The organism is Bacillus cereus group sp. BfR-BA-01311 (genome assembly GCF_022664295.1).
Classification (GTDB): Bacteria; Bacillota; Bacilli; order Bacillales; family Bacillaceae_G; genus Bacillus_A; species Bacillus_A cereus.
Map to the genome: position 1 here is coordinate 274,871 of NZ_JAKUHC010000003.1, position 21,893 is coordinate 296,763.

Sequence of the window (21,893 nt, forward strand, 5' to 3'; positions counted from 1 at the left end):
GAGGCTATGCCCATGAATGTACAAGCAAAAGTAGACTGGATTGGTACGCCAAAACCGTACATATATAAAGATGAAGTGACATATAACGCTACTTCTATTGATTTTTCACTCGCTGGCGATGATAACCGCTATAAGTTAATTGTGCTCAAGTCTGAAAACAATACACATTACAAAATTGTGCAATATGGAATAAAACCAGGCTCTCAAAAGCCATTTCCTATCGACATTCCATTTGAACAAAACATGTTACCAATTATAGAGCAAATATTACATGATCCGTATGTACAAGCGATACTAAAGGAAACACACTCATAATTGTAAAAAAATATATCAACGATTTTTCAATTATATCTATCATAAATCGCAATATATCAACGATTTTTTGATTATATCTATCATAACTTACGATATATCAACGGTTCGACATGAAATATCGATTTAGCTACAAAAAAGAAGCTGTTCAAATATTGAACAGCTTCTCACATATTAACGAGTTGGACCAGATACATCTTCTGATTTCAACGTATTATTTGCACCAAGAGAATGATACAACATCTTTCCATTTCCATTCACAGTTACAATATGTTCGTTATTAAAACTTTTGAACTTCACAGATCCATCACCGTAACGAATATGATACTCTTCATATGTCGTTACTTTATATTTCGTAGCACTTTGACGCTCTACATTACGAACTTCCATTGTTAATAAGTCTTCTGTAATTCCTTTTTTGTGTAAATACTGTATATAATCACGGTCTTCCTTATACGATTTCCCGCTCTTATCATAATTATTTTCAATTAAACTAAAATCATTTAATGAAATTGCACGTACGTTATCATAAATATGATTTCTTACAAATTCGCCCACTGCTGAACTTGATGTTTCTTTCGGGAATTTTAAGTAATATGTGCTTTGGTCTCCAATTTTAACACTTTCAGATTTCATCACACCAAAATCAGTAGTTTTCTCTAGATGTACTTCTACTGTTTCATCTGTGGATACAGGGCCAAGCTTATAACTTCCATAATTTAATTTTCCACGTTTTTTCCCATTCACAAATACAGTTGCATCACTTTCATCAGAAGAAATGCTTACATACTTGCCTTCAAGCGATAAATCCACTTTCACCTTCTCGCTCTGTTCATCCGCTAAATCTACTTCTTTCTCTGTTTCTAATTCAGTAAGTTCTGTCTTCGCTGTTGCCTTTACAACATATGTACCTGGGAAGTATGGCCCCAACTCTTTCGAATTTTTATCACTAGAAAGCTCTGTTTCTTTTTTGTCATTCACATATATTTCTGCATTCTTTGCAGTTGTACTTACATTCATATAATAAGATTTCATGCTGAACTTATACTTTGGATATAAGAACCACTCTTTTCCCTCTTCTACTATTTCCCCGTCTTTAAATGCAGGTTTATCTTTTGGTAACTTTTGATCTACTGTCTCTTTCTGTAAATAAGACAGTAATTGTTTGTTGTAAGAAGGATTCTCTTTTAAATAACGCATGTACGCTTTAATATCCTCTGTCTTAATCTTTAAGCTTGAATCATTTGCTTTTACAAACTCATCAATTGCATTAATATCTTTCTTTTGGAATGCTTCAATCATTACATTTACTTGCTTTTCTTTTGAAAACTTATATGCTCCAAATTTATATGCCCCAAATAATAATGCAGCAATAATGGCAAAACCAATGATTAAAAATAAATTTTTCTTACTTTTCACTGGTTTTGTCTCGCTTTGTAATTCTGTATATGAAGCAGCAGTGTTATCAACGATTACTTCTACTTTACTCCCACACTCAGGACAAAAGTTCAAATGGTCTGCAACATTCTTTTTACATGTTCCACAAAACTTCAACGTGCTCTCCTCCTATTTTTCAGCTAATTTCATTCCCGCAAATGCCGCTACATATGTCACAATAAAACTAAACAAAATTAAATATGTAAATGAATTTTGCATAGATAGTACTGTTCCGCTTGTTCCAAATAAACTTGTTACAGTTCCTGAAACATTAATTTGGAACTTAGAAATCATATTCATTACAATCATCATAATTGTGTAAGAACCACTGCATACCGCTAATGTAATATATATATTGGCAGTCGGTAATTTAGCTAACTTTCTTCCCGCTCTAAACATAAAGAACAATGGAATAATAAGCAGTAATAAACCATAATGGAATACGTTATTCACTCTATCAAATTCTGCAAGGCTTTCCTCATTTGCTCCTTTTGAAATCAATATCTCTCTAAGCTCTACGCCATTTACAGAGACGCCTGATATAAATGAAAACGATAGTGTGCTCTCATATGCATTTGATTTCTTACCAATTCTAGTAAATTCCTTACTAAGTGCTGGACTTGATACTTCTAACGGCGCAAAATGAGCCATACTCCATAATTGAGGTGTTAACTCTAATGCTAATAATGTACTTTCAGATTTTAAAGTTGTTATTTCTTTTAATGGTTCAATACCGTCTTCCTTACTTACTAACGCCATAATACAAACCGCTACTGCTGTTACTAAAAGTCCTTTTATCATAGCCGAAACACCGTAATAAACAGACGCTCCATATGGCATTAACTCTTGAAATGCTGCTGCCATATTGTTTTTGCTTGTATGAGCAATAAATCCTAATAAGGTAAATAATGTCCCACATACAAAACCACTCAATAAACTCTTCATCGCTGAATAGCCAACCGTAATCTTACCTGCTTCTGAGAATGGGATTGCAAAAGATTGTGATGCTATAAAACTTATAATGAATAAAAAGACTCCATAAATAATACCAACTGTTGCTGCCATAAAGATTTGATCTTTAATCGTTTTCGCAACATGCTGTTTCCCTAACCAAATTCCTGTACCAGCGAAAATAATAAATGGAATGATTAATAATAATGTAAATGGAGTATGCCAAGATAAAGAAAATATCAATCCACTATCATCGTTAGCTGTAAAACCAAGTAAATGGTAACTTAACATCGTAGAAGTTGCACTCGAATAAAAACTTGGCAACATTTCTAATTCTTTCGCAAATTTGCTAAACATCTCACTTAACATAGAGGCGAATAATAAACTACCAATCCAACCAGCAATTAACATGAGAATACTTGCAACAGCCCCACCAATAAAACCTTTTTGTAAAACGGCTTTATCTGCTTTAAATTCAACTTTAGGAGCACCATCCATTGTAGGCAATTTTACAGTTTGTTCTTTTTTCTTCACAACAGATAAAGAATACCCACACTTTTGACAATATAAATTTTTTTGAGCATTTTCACTGCCACAACCTCTGCAGTATTTTGCAGTATCTTTTTCTAATGTTACTGCATCTATAGCTCCTGCAATCTCCATACTACCTTCATTTGGGCAATAATTTACTTCTTCACCATGTTGTTTTCCACATGTGCGACAATACATTTAATTCACTCCCCACTTTGCTTAATTCCACAAACTGGACAGTAAGTAGAGTTTTTATCGATATGCTCATTACATGAAATACAATTTACCGTTTCACCTTCATTTTCTACTGTTAACATCGGGTTAGGCTTTCCACACGAACCACAAAACTTATCATTTATTGATAAAGGTCCACCACATTCACATGTAGCTTTTTCACCTTGTTGTTTTTGCAATTCAACAATGCGCTTTCTTGCTTGATAAATAGCTACATCAAATTCTTGAACTGGAGCAATCATTTCTTTTAAGCTCGCTTCATTTACTCCACTTCCTCTTAATTGAACATACACTTGCTGTCCAACCTCTAATAGAACCTCTGCTTTTTTCTGCATTTGCACTTGCATTCCCTTTTTCAATTGAGCAATTTCTTGTGCAACTTGCAACTTCATTTTCCCTTGTTCTATTCCTTCTTGTAACTTATTCATTCCACTACCTAACTTCGTCTGTAAATCTGACAAATCATTTCTCCTCCTATACATATATATTCATATATGAAATTAACATTTTATATATTACCATGATTTTCAAGTTATGTAATCCAAATTTCATTTTTTCTGTTTTGAGCATTTTTTGTTTATAATGGTAAAGGAAAGAAATATGTGTACGGAGGAATATTATGCTGCAACACTCAATTACGAAAGATGAAATTATGATGATTGCGAATGAGTTCGTTCAAGGACTAGATCCACAGCAAACAGCTGATCAGGAACATGTCGCTACAGCTCGGCACCTATATCGTAGTGGTGTTGTCTACAACGTTGACTTTGATGGTTATACACTATCAGGAACTGTAGATGCGGAAGGCAACGTATATAGCGTTCATATTCCGATTCGTAATGTCGCTGAAAGTTATTGTGATTGCTTCGCACCAACACAATGTGAGCATATGCTCGCTGTATTACTATCTGCAGCGTCTAGTTTCGGGCAAGTAGGAGATGTATTAACTTTATTTAAAAATAATACGAAACCTTCCCTTCCTCCTATTCGAACTGCAAGACAAGTATTGCAATCATCAGCTTTTGAAGAAACGGATTATAAAAGTTGGGAATCGTATTTTGAAAAAGAATATGAATCATTTAAAAAAGAACAAGCTCGCCTTACTTATAAACAAATGTATTTTCTTATGAGTATCTTTACAGATTTCTATACGAAACTTGAGCGGAAAGCTCCGCGCGTAATCGCCATACATGAATTATTCAGGTTACATGCAGCACTTTACTGCTTTCAAAAATTATTAGAAGAAATCCAGGCATTCGAAGCAAACAAAACATATTCTTATCACCAACCTGTTAATGTCGTTCGCCTATTTGTAGACAAAGTGGAATCCATCGTTCGGGACTTACAATCAGAAGCGATTCCTTCAGAGTCTGAAATAATTTTGCAAGAAACAGCTCGTCTCGTTCATGAAGTATTCTTCTCTACCGACGCTTATACGCAAGAGCGATTTTTCATTTATCGCCACATATGGAGTGAACTTTTAAACAATAAAGAGAAAATACAAGAGGAAGAAAAACGAATCGATACGAAAATTAATCCACTATCTAAAGCGTTAGCGTCTTCTCACCTTCTCTTTTTAAATGAAGAAGATCTACTAGCGATGGACTTACTAAAAAAACAGCCTGCTTCTGTTGTGAGTCTATACTTCTATTGGTTAGAAGAACTATTAAGTGCCATGCAGTGGGATCGTGCGAAAAACTGGCTTTCCTTTACGTATAAACAAGTAAAGAAAACAATCCAAGATCACGAAAATACGATTTTTATAAAAGATATCGTTCGGCTATTTGTAATCATGTATGAAACATATGCAACACATACAAATGAACAAGCTGGTTTTGAAATGATCTTGCAGGAACTATTACCGTATAGTTTCACAAACTATGAACAGTACGTACTCGCGAAAAAACAGTATCGTACATGGGCAGAGCTTCATCTCTTATATGGGTTTGAAGCAATTGAACTGTTAAAAGAACCACTGAAAGATATTGAAAAAGAAGCGCCAGAAGCAGCACTTCCTCTTTATCATCTTGCTGCTGTAGAAGCAATTGAAGAACGAAATCGTAAATCATATAGACGCGCAGTTCGTTACTTAAAGAAATTACGTACATTATATAAACGATTAAAACGCACCGATGAATGGGATGCTTTCATTATTCACATCGCCAATCTCCATTCACGTCTGCGTGCACTACAAGAGGAATTACGGAAAGGAAAATTAATCGATGATCAATCAAACTGAAGTAACAATTAGGCTCCAGCATGTTAGTCAAGGTTGGTTCCTTTGGGGAGAAGATGACAGCGGTACTCCATTATCCGTAACAAGTTGGAAACGAAATGCATTCACATGGCACTCCACTTCTTTCTACGGTACGTTTCTAAAAGAAGCAACCTTCGAAGGAAAACAAGGTGTGCTGCTAACAAATGCACAAGCCTTTGAATACATTGCAAACAAACCGATGAATTCCTTTGCACATATTCAACTGAACGGCCCTATTACAGCACTTACAAAAGATGCAAATGAATTATGGGATGCCTTTACGAGTGGTAGCTTCGTACCAGATATGGAGCACTGGCCCAAACAACCATCTTGGAAAGTTCAAAATACGCCAATTGAAGATGACACATTAGCATCTCTTTTCTCAGCAGCAGTTAATGAAAGCATATTACAAGATAATCGTTCAAATGACGGCTGGGAAGATGCTAAAAGACTATATGAACATTACGACTTTACGAAAAGACAATTGGAAACAGCACTACATGAAGAAGATTGGCTTCGAAAAATTGGTTATATTGAAGATGATCTTCCGTTTACAATCGGGCTAAGACTGCAAGAACCACAAGAAGAATTTGAAATGTGGAAACTTGAAACAATCGTGACACCAAAGCGCGGGGCGCATCGCATATATGTATATGAAAACATCGATTCCTTACCGAAAAGATGGCACGATTACGAAGAACGGATTACAGAAACACAAGAAGGTTTTAGTAAGCTCATACCGTGGTTAAAAGAAGGAGATACATTCCGAAATGAGCTCTTTGAAACAGAAGCTTGGAACTTCTTAACAGAAGCAAGCGATGAATTACTTGCAGCCGGCATTACAATTTTACTACCATCATGGTGGCAAAATTTAAAAGCAACAAAACCGAAATTACGTGTCCAGCTGAAGCAAAATACAGTACAAACACAATCGTTCTTCGGTATGAATACGCTCGTTAATTTTGACTGGCGAATTTCGACGAACGGCATTGATTTATCAGAAAGCGAATTTTTTGAACTTGTTGAACAAAACAAACGTCTATTTAATATAAACGGTCAATGGATGCGACTAGATCCAGCCTTTATCGAAGAAGTAAGGAAACTCATGAACCGTGCCGATAAATACGGACTAGAGATGAAAGATGTCCTGCAGCAACATTTATCAAATACGGCTGAAACAGAAATTGTAGAAGATGATAGTCCGTTTACTGATATTGAAATTGAACTAGATGGATATTATGAGGAACTATTCCAAAAGCTGCTTCATATTGGAGATATTCCAAAAGTAGATGTCCCTACTTCACTAAACGCAACACTTCGTCCATATCAACAACACGGCATTGAATGGTTATTATATTTACGAAAGCTTGGATTTGGAGCATTGCTAGCTGACGATATGGGACTCGGGAAAAGTATTCAAACAATCTCTTACTTACTATATATAAAAGAAAATAATCTCAAAACAGGCCCTGCATTAATCGTAGCGCCGACATCTGTTCTTGGAAATTGGCAAAAAGAATTTGAGCGTTTCGCACCGAATTTACGTGTTCAATTACATTACGGAAGTAATAGAAATAAGGGCAATTCTTTTGAAGATTTCCTTCAATCGGCAGATGTTGTATTAACATCTTATGCATTGGCTCAACTCGATGAGGAAGAACTAACTTCATTATGCTGGGATGCTGTTATTTTGGATGAAGCACAAAATATTAAGAACCCACATACGAAACAGTCAAAAGCAGTACGAAACTTACAAGCAAATCACAAAATCGCTTTAACTGGTACGCCGATGGAAAATCGCCTCGCTGAACTTTGGTCCATTTTCGACTTTATTAATCATGGATATCTCGGAAGCTTAGGGCAATTCCAACGTCGCTTCGTCACACCGATTGAAAAAGATCGTGATGAAGGAAAAATCCAGCAAGTTCAACGGTTTATCTCACCATTTTTACTGCGCCGAACGAAGAAAGATCAAACAGTCGCATTAAATTTACCAGATAAACAAGAACAAAAAGCTTACTGTCCTCTTACTGGTGAACAAGCTTCCTTATATGAACAACTTGTTCAAGATACACTGCAAAATGTCGAAGGATTAAGTGGAATTGAAAGACGCGGCTTTATATTACTTATGCTGAACAAGCTAAAACAAATTTGTAATCATCCAGCTCTTTATTTAAAAGAAGAAGAGCCACAAAATGTCGTTGAACGCTCTATGAAAACAAAAACGTTAATGGAGCTCATCGAAAATATAAAAGATCAAAATGAAAGTTGCCTCATCTTCACTCAATATATCGGCATGGGGAACATGCTAAAACGTGTGCTAGAAGAAAAATTCGGCCAGCGTGTCCTCTTCTTAAACGGTAGTGTACCGAAAAAAGATCGCGACAAGATGATTGAGGAGTTCCAAAACGGAACGTATGACATTTTTATCTTATCCTTAAAAGCTGGCGGAACAGGATTAAACTTAACCGCTGCCAACCATGTCATTCACTACGATCGTTGGTGGAACCCAGCTGTGGAAAATCAAGCAACAGACCGCGCATATCGCATTGGTCAAAAACGATTTGTTCATGTTCACAAACTCATTACAACAGGAACATTAGAAGAAAAAATTGATGAAATGCTAGAAAGAAAACAATCTCTAAACAATGCGGTCATCACAAGCGATAGCTGGATGACTGAACTATCAACAGACGAACTAAAAGAATTACTTGGTGTATAAAGTGAAACTTTAATCAGTGGAGGTTTTACTCCCCGCAAAAAAAGCGCTAATCTCGAAATGAGATTAGCGCTTTTTTCTATTCCAAAACCAATTACTTATTATAATTCCCGTTAATCCGCCGCACGTATCAAGCAATGAATCTTGCCACATTGGTGTGCGGTCTCCCGTATACCATTGGTGAATTTCATCAAATGTTGCATAACCCGCAACGAAAAGAAGGGCATATATAAAACATCTTTTCCTCGAATGACCTGATCGATGAAAAGCGTAATAAATCAATGAACCTAGCATAAAGAACACCATAAAATGAGCACCTTTACGAAGGAAAAACTCAATAAATCCGCCTACACCTTTATTCGCAATACTAACAGGGGTTCCTCCACCATAATCAATAGATACCCATGAAAAATGCTCTTTCACAAATTCAACATTTACATATTGTTCAATATCTGAACGCATATCCTGCTTTTTATATGGTTGTGCCGAAGAATAGAAAATCAGCCCCATCCATAGTAATACAGGAATCCAAAATAACCATTTACGATTCATTATCCAGAATTCTCCTCTCTTAATCTTTTAAGGGTACCAAAAAAAAGAAAAAATTTCACGCCAAAACATGACATTTGTACCCTATTTATAAAGTGAAAGGAGGTGATACACATGGCAATTGAAACAATCGTAATGGATTTGACTTTACGTCTTGTCTTAAACAACGGATTAGATAAGAACGGCAAAACAGTTTTCAAGAGCAAACAATTTAAACGTGTTAAAACAAATGCGAGCTTAGATCAAGTACACAACGTAGCTCATGCTCTAGCTTCCTTACAAGCATCACCACTTCACGCTGTACAACTTGTAAGCACATCAGATCTTTCTAAACTATAAAGTAAAACTCGGATCAGTGGGGATTTTATTCATCCCCGCTGAGTATTAGACCGCAATTTAACCGGCAGACCTAAATCCCATAAATAGCTTGATAAATACAAAGGAGGGAATAACACATGCAAGTACTAGAGTTGATTTTCGCAAAAGAAGATGGAAAAACAGTCGTTTTTTCTATCGATACGCCCATCACACCAATCGATGCACAAGTCGTAAATCAAGTAATGGATACAATCCTCGCCTCATCTGTATTTTCATCCATTGATGAAAATACACGAAAAAAGGGAGCTCGCCTTGTAGAAAAAAATGTATCTGAAGTTCCAATTACTCTATAAAATGAAAAAGGCGAATCTGCATCATTTTGCAGATTCGTCTTTTTTCTTCGGCATTTCAATCGGAATAAAAATCTTTGAGAAACCGACGCATACGTACTTATAATGTTCTTCACCTATATCAAACTCAGTCGTATATGTTGAGAAGAATATATAATCATTTCGCTTCGTATAATGATCAATTAATAACCCAACTTGTGGCTCAACATACTTTTTCGCTAACTTTTTACCGGCCGATGCCAAGTCGCCAAGGAGACCCTCTTCATTCTCTTTTTGAACTTCATCTAGCTTCTTACTCACATCATTACGCTTCATAAACTGCTTCGCTGCCCATTCTGTATATTCGCCCTTACTCGGATTACTGTTTGCTAAATATACTAGGAGAACGACAACTAAAGCCATAATAATATACTTTTTCTTCATACTATATCACCGCCTACTCTTTTCTATTTTCATATATATGTACAAGCGATGCAAATTAGAAAGACTATCACCTATTGATTGTAAACGAATAGCCAAAATTTACAATACAAAACAAAATATTAACACCAAGTTTACTTATTCCGTATATAATTATATTCGAAATATTAATTTCACAAGGGAGGACTTAAAATCATGAATGATGAAAATAACATTATTATTTCTAGTTCTACTATGATGCTTGTTCCATACAATCACCCTTATTATCGTACAAAACTTATCGACAGTAGCGGAAACCATCTTTACTCCTGTCAAACTGCTCTCCAACTTATACAGAAATCTTGTCTAACAAATATTCATTCTACTTATCAAGGGAGACGTAATGCTGTAAAAACAAAATTTAAATTTAAACAAAACGTTCCAATTCCGATCAATCATAGAGAATATATTTGTGCTTTCCCAACAGAATCTCCTGCTTCTCCAAATTGTATTTGGCTTTTCTTCAAACATGTTCATACAATAGAGTTTTTCAAAAAAGCTAAACGAGCTAAAATTCATTTTTCAAACGGAGCTACCGTAACGATACAAATTAGTCCCCATAAGTTAAGCCAGCAATTATGGAAAGCTGGATATGTATTATCCCAAATGAACATGCAAGATTCATCACCTTAATAACAAATAGAATGGAAGGTAGTATTTCCTTACCTTCCATTCTATTTTCTATTTTTATCCTTTTACACTATCTCGCATTTTCTCGAGTGCTTGCCGATACATCCATCTTACTTGATAATATGTCATTTCCGTCTCTAAAGCGATTTCTCCCATCGTCTTCCCTACAAAAAAACGTTCAAAAATAATATACTTCTCCTTCTCATCTAACACGCTCATAAAATCCTTCACTCTTATTTCAACGTCCTCAAAATGAAAGATATCCTCATACTCTCCTACACATACACATCTCTCCTGCACTGCGAACTCTTTCTTCAATCTCTCTAATATATAACCTCGCACCGTGACAACTGCATATGCAGGGAAATACCCCTTCTTTTCATCAAATCTTTCATACGCATGCCAAAGACCGATTAAACCACATTGATAATACTCTTCATAATCTTTACGAATACCTAATTTCTTTATTTGATTTACAATCATCCCTTCATACAAAACAACTGCCTCTTTAAAAGTCGCTGGCTTCACACAGTACCCGTTTCTAAAAGGTATACCTTTCTAGTATTCCGCGGTACCTTCACAATATAAAAATAAAGAAAAGATTTCACTGTGAGTAATTTCAAATACTACCGACGGAATTTGAAATTACACTAGATAGTATTTGAAATTTTGTTGGTGGTATTTGAAATAGGGGTAAAAATAAAAAAGGTGACTCTTGGAAGAGCCACCTTTTCTATCTTATTTCCTTATTGGAACATACCTTGTAAAGCTCCGATTCCAAGAGTTAAAACAAAGAAAACAATAGTAATAATTGTTGCCTGCTTTTTAGTCAAACCTGCTGTAATTTGAAGACCTAGCCATGTAACTACATATCCCCAAATTGTAAACACTTCAAATTTACTTACAATACCTTTTACAACACCACTACTCGAGGCGAAAAGTGGTCCTAGGCCAGTGTACATTTCTTGACCCGATCCACCTAAAATATAAGCTAAAATTATATTTATTAATACACCAATTAATGAAATAACACTTGAATATACAGTAATCGCCAATAATTTTTTATAAGAAGTATCATTGCTCATAAACACCATTAATACTTTATACACTACAGCACTTAGTAAGAAACTAAATCCCATACCAAGAGCACCTACACCGAATCCCATACCATATGTCATTCCAGCTGAAACAGTAACACCTAACTCCTTATTGAGCTCAATTGCTTCAGGTGTTAGAGAATATACATAAGCAGCAAATCCCCCAATAAGTCCACCTAATAAAACAAGTAGCCAAAACGCTCCCCAAACTGCATTACTCGTTTTCATTCTTTCGAACTGCACTCCAGGAGAAGTGATCATTCCGAACAATGATGGCTTTTCTCCACCAACTTTTTGCGTATTCAAATTAGCTTCCATTATAACGCCTCCTTCTATTTATATAACCCGTTCTAACGGGCGGTTCACTTCCTCATGCAAGAGGCTACGAACCGCCCACTAGAACGGTAATGTGTAGTTCTACTACACTATTAATTACTCATAACGCAATGCTTCAATTGGATCTAATTTCGCAGCTTTATTTGCTGGAATTAATCCGAAAATAATACCAAGTGTCATTGAGAACAGTACGCCTCCAACGACAACTTCCCATGAAACGAGTGGTGGCCATTTTGCGAATGTAGAAACGATATATGCTCCGCCATACCCAAGGCCAATTCCGATCAAACCACCTAGAAGTGTTAACATAACTGCTTCAATTAAAAACTGTAATAAAATTTTACTACGCGTTGCTCCAAGCGCTTTACGTATCCCAATTTCGCGCGTACGCTCCGTTACAGATACAAGCATGATATTCATAACACCAATACCACCAACGACTAATGAAATACCAGCGATACCACCGATAATCATCGTCATGATGCTAGTTACTTTAGAAACATTTTCTTGGAGTTCTTTTAAATTCACCAGTTCATATTTACCTGGGATTTCACTTGGCTTACGACTATTTAATACATCAACAGCTCGTTTCCCTGCTGCTTCTAAATTGTCTACATTTTTAGCTTGAATGGCGATATTTTGAATATCATCTGTTCCGTATAAAACAGGCCATAATGTAAGAGGGATTAACGCTTCTTCCATTTCAAATCCCATAAACTCATTATCAGATGTATACACACCAATAATTTGCATTGGCTGTCCCTTCATCTCAATAATTTGTCCAACTGGGTTTACGTCCTTAAATAACGTCTCCTCCGTTTTTGTACTAATCATCACAACGTTATTTGCATGAGAAATATCTGATTCGTTTAAAGTACGTCCCTTTACGACCTTTACTTTATTAACCGCAAAATATTCATTATCAAGACCAATAACATTCAAATTTGCTTTTTTATCATTTACATCAAGTGTCTCTGTCGTCGAATTTGTTGTAATAACGTGTGAAACATCTTTCACTTGTTTTACTTCCAAAATATCCTCTTCCGTTAACTTCGGTATTTCAAATCCACCTATAGCAAATTCATCATTAATATCTGCTTTAAATTGAATTGGCATAAGGTTATTACCACCAGAACCTGCAAATTTCGACTTCAACATCGCTTCCCCGCCTTGCCCAATTGCAACGACAGTAATAATCGAACCTACCCCGATAATAATACCGAGCATCGTAAGAGCAGAACGTAGTTTATGAGCTAAAATAGAAGATAAGGCAATTTTTATACTATCTAGTAAACTCATACCGCACACCTTCTATCTTCTGTAACTTTCCCGTCTCGCAGTACAATGCGGCGAGAAGAATAAGCTGCTACTTCCTCTTCATGCGTAACCATAACAATCGTCGTACCTTCTGCATTAAGCTTCGTGAAAATATCCATAACTTGCTCACCAGACTTCGTATCAAGTGCACCAGTCGGTTCATCGGCCATAATGAACGTTGGATTATTCGCAATCGCTCTTGCAATCGCTACACGCTGCTTCTGTCCACCTGATAACTCATTTGGTAAATGATGCACGCGATCTGCCAATCCAACTTTACCTAACGCCTCCAAAGCACGCTTGCGACGCTCCGCTTTCTTCACGCCACCATATACGAGCGGAAGCTCAACATTTTCCACTGCGGAAAGACGAGGTAGTAAATTAAAATGCTGGAATACAAAGCCAATATATTCATTACGAATTAAAGCAAGCTTTGACTCGTCTGCTGTTAAGATATTCACGTCATTCAGCATATATTCGCCTTCTGTTGGACGATCTAAACAACCGATAATATTCATAAGCGTTGATTTACCAGAACCAGACGGTCCCATAATCGAAACGAACTCACCGCTCTGAATTGTTAAACTAATACCGTGTAAAATCGGCACTGCCAACTTTCCTTGATAATACGTTTTAGCAATATGATTTAACGTAATCATTTCTCTTTCACTTCCATTCCGTCATACACATCGTCGGAAGGATTTTTAACCACCTTTTGCCCCACTGTTACGCCTTCTACAACCTCTGTCCAGTCCCCATCAGTAGAACCTTTTTTCACATTTTGTTTACGAAGCTTCCCTTTATCCTCGACATAAACAAATGCATCATCGCCTTTTGCTACAATGCTCTTACTTGGGACAGCAATCATCTTCTTATTCTCTAAGTTTACTTGCAATGAAACATGATAACCTGGAGATAAACCATCTTGACTATCAAGACTTGCTTTATATGTATACTGAGACATATTTTGAGTTGCTTCACCCATGCCGCCAGCTTGCGCCATCTCTGCACTTGTTGGGAACTCACTTACCTCTGTAATCTTACCTGTCCACTTCTTCTTATTATTTGCTTTTGCAGTTACAGTGAATGTTTGATCTTTTTGGATTTGTGACTTTTGAAGCTCAGTTAACGTACCTTGAACTTGGAATGGATCTTTAGAAGCTACTTGTAAAAACGCTTTTCCTTGACCACCTAACGCTTGAGATGAACTTTGTGCCGCATCTTTATCTAACTTTTGAACAACACCAGCAAAATTGCTATAAATCGTAAGTTCTTTCTGCTTCTTACTTAACTCTTCTTTCTGCAACTTTCCTTTTTCTTTCTCAAGGTCAATTGTTTTTTGTCCTATCTCTAACTCGTTTACTTGCTCTTCCATCGGATCTGTTACTTCTTTCCCAGCTCCGCTATCTTTCGCCTTCTTAATTTCTTTCTTCAACGAATCAATCTTCTTTTTCCCTTGATCATAACGCATATCCGCCATCTTCTGATCAAGCTCAGCTTGCTTCATTTGAAGGTTAATCTCTTCATTATCATAAGAGAATAACTTCGTGCCTTTCTCTACCTCTTGCCCTTCTTTTACCTCAATATCTTTCACTTTCCCTTTGGCCGGATCTGCATAGAAGCTTTCAATATTACCAGGCTTCACCTGACCAGAAATTAACTTCGTATTATTCAGCTTACGCTCTGTCACTTTCTCAAAACTTACAGCATCAGCATTTGTTGATGCACCCTTCTTCTTACCTTGCATAACAAAAATATTAATTGCCGCTACAATAACAATTAGTGCAATAACCCCAATAATAATCCATTTCTTCTTCTTGTTTGGAGTACGAACCGTATTTGGTAACATATTACCGCTCCTTTTTTATAACTTAATAGTTTAATATAAAAATTGTATAAAACTTTCTGAAAACAAAATACATATTATTACAATATTTTTACAAAGTTTTACACATCCATTTATATTGTAACAAAAATTCCAATGATTAGAAATATGACATTATATCTTTTAAGATAGATTTAAGGAAAGGAAAAAGAGCAATTTTAATTGAATGAAAGCCATTCTTTATTAACAAACTTCTTGCCAAAATGAATCATTAAAATCATTTTCCTAATTGCACCATCGCTATTTTGTCATATATATTTGACATTTCATCTATTCAATTATAAAATGTCACATATAAATGACATTTTGGTGCATGAGATCTACAACTATTAATGGGAGGTTTATATTTGAATAACGTTAAACAATATCGAAAATCTGAAGGTCTATCACAGCTAGAATTAGCTAAAAAAGTTAACGTAGCGAGACAGACAATAAACTTAATTGAAAACAATAAATATAATCCCTCTTTAGCCTTATGTATCGAATTAGCAAAAGCACTAAAAACAGATTTAAACAGTCTATTTTGGGAGGGAGATTAAATGATGAAAATTGAATGGAAAGAAAGAGTCTATAATAGTTTTGTCGGAACAATGAGTGAGAGAGATGAATATCAAAAACAAGAAATCAATAAAGAGTTATCTGTAGCTGGAATTGGCTTGTGGTGGTTAAATATGTTGGTAATGCTTATTATGTTACTTGTTGATACTATGAACCACACAATATCTATAGGAACTATATTTATTTTTCTATCTAATATGATTTATGCTAACTATTTAGCCTTTAAATTCAAGAAAAAAGGTTTAAGTGATACTGAATGTGCAACAAAAGAAGAATATTTACAACACAAGAAAAAATTAAGAAAAGCTGGCTTAAAAGCAGGTGTGCTTTGGGGCTTTCAAATGTTTGTTTTTATGAATTATATCCTTCCCTATGTAGGCTCAGAAGAAATCTCTATTTCTTTATTTAAGGTTGTAATTTTCATCTGTGGCGGTGGATTTTTCGGTCTAACTATGTACGTGATTGGTTTATTAAATCTAAAAAAATTATATTAAGTAACAAAAACCTTTTACACATTAAACTGCAATTTTACATACTGTTTGTTTTTTCTAATATAAAAGCTATCCAATCACAATTGGATAGCTTTTCAAACAAAATATTACGCCGCTTTAGGATCTTTTCTCTCATGTCCACGTTGAACAATAAATAAGAAGATTGTTGATAAAACCGCTCCTGTTAATAGTAAGATGAAACAACCATCCCAGCCAGAACTATCAACAATAACACCAATTGCTGCGTTAGCTACAAGACTTCCGCCTACATAACCAAATAGACCACACATACCAACTGTCGTACCTACTGCAAATTTCGGTACTAATTCCATCGCACTTAAACCGATTAAGAACTGTGGTACATAAATTAAACAACCGATAATAGAAACTGCAATACTTACAACAAGTACGCTAGTTGCTTGCCAATATATAAACGTACCAATAACAACTCCAACCATACTAATAATACATAATGGCATACGTTTTCCTTTAAATAATTTATCACTTAAAAAACCAACGATTAATGAACTTGGAATTGCCATACCTTCAAAGATTGCATATGCCGCATGCGCTTCTGCTTTTGAAAATCCTTTAACTGTCGTTAAATAAAGTGGAACCCAGTTAATAACACCGAAACGAATTAAATAAACAAAAGCATTCGCAATACATAAGAACCATACAAATTTATTTTTCACTACATACTTCATTAAAATTTCTTTTGGTGACATCTTGTTAGCATTATCTGCTTTTTCAAGATTTTCATAGTCATTACGATACTCATCAATTGGAGGAAGACCTTCAGATTCTGGTGTATCCTTCGCATTGATCCAAACAAGTACTGCAATTACCATTGCGATAATCGCTGGGAAAATAAATACGCCGCCTTGCCAATGATTTTCACCGAAAATACCTACACCAATTCCGACAAGTGGTGGCACAAGCATTCCACCAACGTTATGTGAAATATTCCAAAGACCTGTTTTCGTACCACGTTCTTTCTTCGAGAACCATTTCGTCATAACAATACTACAAGGTGGTGCTCCCATACCTTGTACAATACCGTTAACAACAAGTAATGTAACAATCATCCCAAATGATGATGCAAAGCCGAAACAAATATTTACAAGCCCTGATAAGAATAAACCGACTGCGATAAAGCGCTGGGCGAAAGCTTTATCTGATAAATTCCCCATAAAGAACTTACTAAATCCATAAACAATTGCCATTACTGAACCTAGTAGACCAATTTCAGCTGTGCTAAAACCATATTCTTGTACTAAATACGTACTTGATAACGTAAAGTTACTACGAACTAAATAATAAGCAGCATATCCAACTGAAATCCCGATTAACACACGAATACGTAGTAATCGATATACACGGTCGATCATATCCGCTGGCAATCTTTCAATTGCAGGTGCTGGCTTGAGCCATTTAAACATATATTTTCGTCTCCTTTTCTCACTTCAGAGAGAGACGCTGTCTATTCCATATCTCGATTATTCCGCTATTTGATATATTTTGGTTCGTCCTTCTAACCGGCTGTCCTTCTATTTCTTTCTCATTCTTCGCAAACATCGTTGGTACGCCAAACGACACTTTTTCTAAAATATGACCCGCTTCTTCTGATAAACAATAATCAATAAATAAATCCGCAATAATACCACTCGGTGCACGTTTTAGTTTGGAAATCGCATTAACGGATAACCCTGTTTGCTCAGGTTCGTTACTTAAAATCGGAAAACCTTGTTTTTGAAGCATTCTCTGATCTCCCATAAAGTTGATGCCTATCATATATTCACCACTCGCAACAAGTTCTGCTGGGATGTAACCATTCACTGTTACTTCTCCAACTTGTTCCGCCAGATTCTTCACATATTCCTTCGCTTCCTCTTCACCTAACGTATCAATAAGTGATTGAAAAAACGTATATGCTGTACCTGAAACATTTGGATCGGGCATGACAATCTTTCCTTTATATACTGGATTCAATAAATCTTTCCATCTTAACGGATACGAGAGACCGAGCGGCGCTATTTCCTCGTTCCACCGCTCTTTATTAATCGCAATTGCCAGCTTCTCCACTTCATAACCGTACCAATAACCATCTTTATCTTTAACAGTTTTTGAAATACGATTTGCATGTTGGCTTATCACAGGAATAGAAAGGTTTTTTTGCTTCATCATTTGATGCGCATCTACTGTACCGCCAATAATAATATCCGCCTTCGGATTTCCGGCTTCTTCTTCCACTCTACGAAGAAGTTCTTCTGTTGAAAGACGAATAAATTCATACGTACATCCGCGCGGCTTACAAAATGATGAAAGTAACGCTTCACCAACTTCCTCACGAGCCGCCACATACGCAACAATATGACGATCATCCAAAATAGGGAGACCATTTTTACTATATTTAATAGAGGTTGTATCTCGAGAGCAACTAGACATCGCTCCTCCAATTACTAGCAAAAAGAAGAAAAAGGCTATCTTTCTCATGACGCATTCTCCTTTACGAATAACTCTGCTAGAGAGCTTTTCATATACATGACATTTCCGTTATTATCACCGAGATATTGCACAACAAAGTACGATGGATACACAGAAATCGTAAGAATATCTTCACGATCATTCTTTACACGCTTACCTGTTTTATAAGCTGTAATATAAGCAATCGGTTCATTCTGCGATTGTAATAACTTCTGAATTTCTCCGTAATCTGTAATTTGCTTTGCGTACCGAATAGAATCCAGTATGTGCGTAAGATTGATAGTACGTACCACATCACCTTGACGTACTACGACATCCTTTGCTGAAGCAAAGAAATCACTAATACGCTCTGGCGTGTAATACAGGCTTAATAAATACGTTTGAAGTGCTGAAATCATCGGATCCATGCCATTCTTTCCGTATACATTTTCCCCATACTGGAACAAGTCACCTACTGCAAAAGTACGCTTATGTCCATTCAAGTACGTTACTTCTCCAGTAAATACTTGTTCTTGGCTCTTAACGTCCTCAGGCTCTATTCGAATTCGGTCAAAGAATGAAACAATCGTATGCAAACGAACTTCATCCGTTACAACAATTTCTCCCCACTTTTCATGTCTTACTTTCACTTCAATTGGAAGAGATTCATTCACCCTTTGTAAAACGGCTTGTTTATCATTTACAATGTTGATTCGATTATAGATTTGCTTCTCCAAAACATAAAACAAAACAAGAGAAACAACCATACAAATGACAAACATAAGAATTTGAAATGATAGCCTTTTCATTTCTGCCTACCTCCAAGATAAAAAAACGTTGTTTCGAAAATACCGCATAATTGTTTCATAAATGTATCATTTAACCGCTTTCAAGTTTTTTATGTCTTCCATCCTTCTCGGAAGCAAAAATGTAATGAATATTGTAGTACCTATTTCTTCACTACTCTCAATCCGCATGCTTCCGCCCTGCTTATTCATAATCTCCTGACAAATATACAAACCATAACCATTCCCGTAACTAGAAGGAAGTGCCTTTCCTTTCGGAGATTCATTCCACTCTGCAAGCACCATTTCATCTATACCGATCCCATCATCATGAACAAAAACCTTCGCCTCATGCTCATTTACAATTACATTCATACGAATGTGAGAAGCATCACTATACTTAATTGCATTATCAAGCACATTTAAGAAAATTTGCTTCGTCTTATCAAAATCCGCAACAACATGTACATCTGTTAACTCATTTATCACTTCAATTTCAAACTGATTTAGACGAGGCTTCACAATTGAAACTGCTTCCTCTGCCAATTCCTTTATGTTCACAACTGTAGGAGACACTTCAAACGTACTCGTTCCATATTTCGAGGACTTAAGCAATTCCTCTACAAGTGATAATAAACGCTCACTTTCCACAGCCACATAACGAAGACTTTCCTGTACATCTTCTTTCGATTGTAACTTCGGAATTAAATCAACATAACCGATAATTGCCGTTAGCGGGGTTTTTAACTCATGCGTAATGCGGTCTAGGAAATCTTTCTGCTTCTCCTTCTCCTCCTGCAATTGCCTAATATGCAGTTCAATTCCATCGGCCATCGCGTTAAAAGATGCTGAAAGCTGAGCGATTTCCACGTACTCATTTAACTCAATCTTACTCTTATAATCACCATTCGCGAGCCTCTGTGCCATTTGTCTCAACTGATCAATTGGTTTATGAAGAGACTTCGCTAAACGAATCGCAAAGAAAATACCGGTAGCTACTAGGCAAAGAGACGTCATTAAGAACGTCCAGCTCACATTTGTTAAAACTTCCTTCTCACCCGTTAACTCATTTATAAAACGAATACTTCCAATGACATCGTTTCCATAATAAACCGGGCTTGAAAACAAAAGAATGGGAGCGGGATCCGCCTCCTCGAAAACATAAGACTTCTTCCCCTTCAAGGAACTCTCAATGTCGATGTTACGGTGAAGCAATGCTCCTTTTTGTGTATCTGCAACAACATCGCCATTCTTCCCGATCATCTGCACACGGACATCCATACGCTTCGCTAAATACGACGCAATTAAAAGTGAATTCGGACCAAGCGTATCCACTTCTGCTTCCTTCTCTAAATAATTCATCGTATAAATTTGTGCTTCTACACTTAACTTTTCTAAAGAATCTGCTGCGTTATGATACATATTCTTTTCTAACGTAATATAAACAACTGCATATAAAAGAACAAAAATCGGAATTAACAGCCCAACTATTCCAAACACCATATTTCGCTTTAAAGACATACCATCACCACTTAACAATCCAGTTTATAGCCAACGCCATAAATTGTCTTAATATATTCTCCGCTCGTCCCAAGCTTCTTTCGAAGTCTCTGCACCATAATATCAACGGCTCTCGTATTTCCGATATACTCAAATCCCCATACTTTCTCAAGTAACTCATCCCTCATAAACACACGCTGCGGATTTGAAACAAACAACTGACATAAATTAAACTCTCGGTACGTTAACTGAATCTCTTGCCCACTCACATGTACCTTTCTTTCCTTAGGACAAATCACTATCTCTCCAGCCTCAATTACTTCATGACTTACAGCGGTCTCCGTCTTCTTTACACGCCGCGCCATATTCTTAACCCGAAGAATAAGCTCCGCATAATTAAACGGCTTCGTCACATAATCATCAGCACCAAGCTGCAAGCCAAGCAACTTATCATTCATCTGACTCTTTGCCGTTAACATAAGCACCGGAATATCCCTATCCCTCTCACGAAACAAACGAAGCAACTCATACCCATCCGTATCCGGAAGCATAACATCCAAAATCAATACATCCGGCCCTTCATTCCATCGCTCTAAAGCTTCTCTCCCATCAGCCGCTGCCAATACTTCATAACCTTCCATCTCCAACTGCATCCGAATCAAATTACGAATACTCGATTCATCATCCACCACAAGTATTTTCATCATTCTC

The 21,893-nt window shown here is 36.3% G+C and carries 23 protein-coding genes; 8 read left to right on the forward strand and 15 right to left on the reverse strand.

Going from position 1 to position 21,893, the window contains the following annotated elements; genetic code table 11:
- Positions 1-12 precede the first annotated feature (12 nt).
- Positions 13-315: a DUF3910 family protein gene (locus MR136_RS09310; protein ID WP_001102539.1), complete on the forward strand. Its 303-nt coding sequence runs from the start codon at positions 13-15 to the stop codon at positions 313-315.
- Between the two features lie 171 nt (positions 316-486).
- Here the strand turns inward: MR136_RS09310 and MR136_RS09315 are convergent, their stop codons facing one another.
- Genes MR136_RS09315 through MR136_RS09325 form a run of 3 tightly spaced genes read right to left on the reverse strand, consistent with a single transcriptional unit; the run spans position 487 to position 3,926 of the window.
- Complete coding sequence (locus tag MR136_RS09315; RefSeq protein WP_017674432.1) at positions 487-1,866, reverse strand: zinc ribbon domain-containing protein; 1,380 nt, start codon at positions 1,864-1,866, stop codon at positions 487-489.
- A 12-nt stretch (positions 1,867-1,878) separates the two neighbouring features.
- Positions 1,879-3,429: a zinc ribbon domain-containing protein gene (locus MR136_RS09320; RefSeq protein WP_000271648.1), complete on the reverse strand. Its 1,551-nt coding sequence runs from the start codon at positions 3,427-3,429 to the stop codon at positions 1,879-1,881.
- A gap of 5 nt (positions 3,430-3,434) precedes the next feature.
- The gene (locus MR136_RS09325; RefSeq protein ID WP_001281754.1) at positions 3,435-3,926 is read right to left on the reverse strand and encodes a zinc ribbon domain-containing protein; all 492 of its coding nucleotides are present in this window, start codon (positions 3,924-3,926) and stop codon (positions 3,435-3,437) included.
- 158 nt (positions 3,927-4,084) lie between these two features.
- Between MR136_RS09325 and MR136_RS09330 the strand changes: the two genes are divergently transcribed.
- Both MR136_RS09330 and MR136_RS09335 read left to right on the forward strand, forming a co-directional pair.
- Positions 4,085-5,704: an SWIM zinc finger family protein gene (locus MR136_RS09330; RefSeq protein ID WP_000939139.1), complete on the forward strand. Its 1,620-nt coding sequence runs from the start codon at positions 4,085-4,087 to the stop codon at positions 5,702-5,704.
- Positions 5,688-8,444 (forward strand): DEAD/DEAH box helicase, encoded by a 2,757-nt coding sequence (locus MR136_RS09335; protein ID WP_078420883.1) that lies wholly within the window; start codon positions 5,688-5,690, stop codon positions 8,442-8,444. Before MR136_RS09330 ends, MR136_RS09335 begins: the two co-directional genes overlap by 17 nt.
- A gap of 63 nt (positions 8,445-8,507) precedes the next feature.
- Here the strand turns inward: MR136_RS09335 and MR136_RS09340 are convergent, their stop codons facing one another.
- Positions 8,508-8,993 carry a VanZ family protein gene (locus tag MR136_RS09340; RefSeq protein WP_001080707.1) on the reverse strand — a complete coding sequence of 162 codons (486 nt, stop codon included), beginning with the start codon at positions 8,991-8,993 and terminating at the stop codon, positions 8,508-8,510.
- 111 nt (positions 8,994-9,104) lie between these two features.
- Here MR136_RS09340 and MR136_RS09345 point away from each other — a divergent pair, with 111 nt between their 5' ends.
- Both MR136_RS09345 and MR136_RS09350 read left to right on the forward strand, forming a co-directional pair.
- Positions 9,105-9,329, forward strand: a complete 225-nt coding sequence (locus tag MR136_RS09345) for a DUF1659 domain-containing protein (RefSeq protein WP_000963861.1) — start codon at positions 9,105-9,107, stop codon at positions 9,327-9,329.
- 116 nt (positions 9,330-9,445) lie between these two features.
- Positions 9,446-9,661 (forward strand): DUF2922 domain-containing protein, encoded by a 216-nt coding sequence (locus tag MR136_RS09350; RefSeq protein WP_001197593.1) that lies wholly within the window; start codon positions 9,446-9,448, stop codon positions 9,659-9,661.
- 21 nt (positions 9,662-9,682) lie between these two features.
- Here the strand turns inward: MR136_RS09350 and MR136_RS09355 are convergent, their stop codons facing one another.
- The gene (locus MR136_RS09355; protein ID WP_000731405.1) at positions 9,683-10,081 is read right to left on the reverse strand and encodes a DUF4359 domain-containing protein; all 399 of its coding nucleotides are present in this window, start codon (positions 10,079-10,081) and stop codon (positions 9,683-9,685) included.
- 192 nt (positions 10,082-10,273) lie between these two features.
- On the opposite strand from MR136_RS09355, the gene MR136_RS09360 reads away from it, so the two are divergent.
- Positions 10,274-10,750 (forward strand): competence protein ComK, encoded by a 477-nt coding sequence (locus MR136_RS09360; RefSeq protein ID WP_000997461.1) that lies wholly within the window; start codon positions 10,274-10,276, stop codon positions 10,748-10,750.
- A 54-nt stretch (positions 10,751-10,804) separates the two neighbouring features.
- On the opposite strand, the gene MR136_RS09365 is transcribed toward MR136_RS09360, so the two are convergent.
- From MR136_RS09365 to MR136_RS09385, 5 genes are all read right to left on the reverse strand, one after another.
- The gene (locus MR136_RS09365) at positions 10,805-11,275 is read right to left on the reverse strand and encodes a sigma-70 family RNA polymerase sigma factor (protein WP_002025078.1); all 471 of its coding nucleotides are present in this window, start codon (positions 11,273-11,275) and stop codon (positions 10,805-10,807) included.
- Between the two features lie 218 nt (positions 11,276-11,493).
- On the reverse strand, positions 11,494-12,162 hold the full coding sequence (gene yknW / locus MR136_RS09370; protein ID WP_242259345.1) for a YknW family membrane protein: 669 nt from the start codon (positions 12,160-12,162) through the stop codon (positions 11,494-11,496).
- 114 nt (positions 12,163-12,276) lie between these two features.
- The gene (locus MR136_RS09375) at positions 12,277-13,479 is read right to left on the reverse strand and encodes an ABC transporter permease (RefSeq protein ID WP_078420882.1); all 1,203 of its coding nucleotides are present in this window, start codon (positions 13,477-13,479) and stop codon (positions 12,277-12,279) included.
- Positions 13,476-14,156 (reverse strand): ABC transporter ATP-binding protein, encoded by a 681-nt coding sequence (locus MR136_RS09380; protein WP_000631603.1) that lies wholly within the window; start codon positions 14,154-14,156, stop codon positions 13,476-13,478. The genes MR136_RS09375 and MR136_RS09380 overlap by 4 nt, the downstream gene beginning before the upstream one ends.
- The gene (locus tag MR136_RS09385; protein WP_000937326.1) at positions 14,153-15,346 is read right to left on the reverse strand and encodes an efflux RND transporter periplasmic adaptor subunit; all 1,194 of its coding nucleotides are present in this window, start codon (positions 15,344-15,346) and stop codon (positions 14,153-14,155) included. Before MR136_RS09385 ends, MR136_RS09380 begins: the two co-directional genes overlap by 4 nt.
- Positions 15,347-15,729: 383 nt before the next feature.
- Between MR136_RS09385 and MR136_RS09390 the strand changes: the two genes are divergently transcribed.
- Complete coding sequence (locus MR136_RS09390; protein ID WP_001067016.1) at positions 15,730-15,921, forward strand: helix-turn-helix transcriptional regulator; 192 nt, start codon at positions 15,730-15,732, stop codon at positions 15,919-15,921.
- The gene (locus MR136_RS09395; protein WP_078420881.1) at positions 15,922-16,434 is read left to right on the forward strand and encodes a DUF3278 domain-containing protein; all 513 of its coding nucleotides are present in this window, start codon (positions 15,922-15,924) and stop codon (positions 16,432-16,434) included.
- Between the two features lie 104 nt (positions 16,435-16,538).
- On the opposite strand, the gene pgtP is transcribed toward MR136_RS09395, so the two are convergent.
- From pgtP to MR136_RS09420, 5 genes are all read right to left on the reverse strand, one after another.
- Complete coding sequence (gene pgtP, locus MR136_RS09400) at positions 16,539-17,873, reverse strand: MFS transporter (RefSeq protein WP_000477601.1); 1,335 nt, start codon at positions 17,871-17,873, stop codon at positions 16,539-16,541.
- 19 nt (positions 17,874-17,892) lie between these two features.
- Complete coding sequence (locus MR136_RS09405) at positions 17,893-18,927, reverse strand: ABC transporter substrate-binding protein (RefSeq protein ID WP_001225641.1); 1,035 nt, start codon at positions 18,925-18,927, stop codon at positions 17,893-17,895.
- Positions 18,924-19,706, reverse strand: coding sequence for a DUF3919 family protein (locus MR136_RS09410; protein WP_017674578.1), 783 nt, complete (start codon positions 19,704-19,706; stop codon positions 18,924-18,926). The genes MR136_RS09405 and MR136_RS09410 overlap by 4 nt, the downstream gene beginning before the upstream one ends.
- A gap of 66 nt (positions 19,707-19,772) precedes the next feature.
- The gene (locus tag MR136_RS09415; RefSeq protein WP_242259346.1) at positions 19,773-21,203 is read right to left on the reverse strand and encodes a HAMP domain-containing sensor histidine kinase; all 1,431 of its coding nucleotides are present in this window, start codon (positions 21,201-21,203) and stop codon (positions 19,773-19,775) included.
- A gap of 11 nt (positions 21,204-21,214) precedes the next feature.
- Positions 21,215-21,886 carry a response regulator transcription factor gene (locus tag MR136_RS09420; protein WP_000699556.1) on the reverse strand — a complete coding sequence of 224 codons (672 nt, stop codon included), beginning with the start codon at positions 21,884-21,886 and terminating at the stop codon, positions 21,215-21,217.
- Between the last annotated feature and the right edge of the window lie 7 nt (positions 21,887-21,893).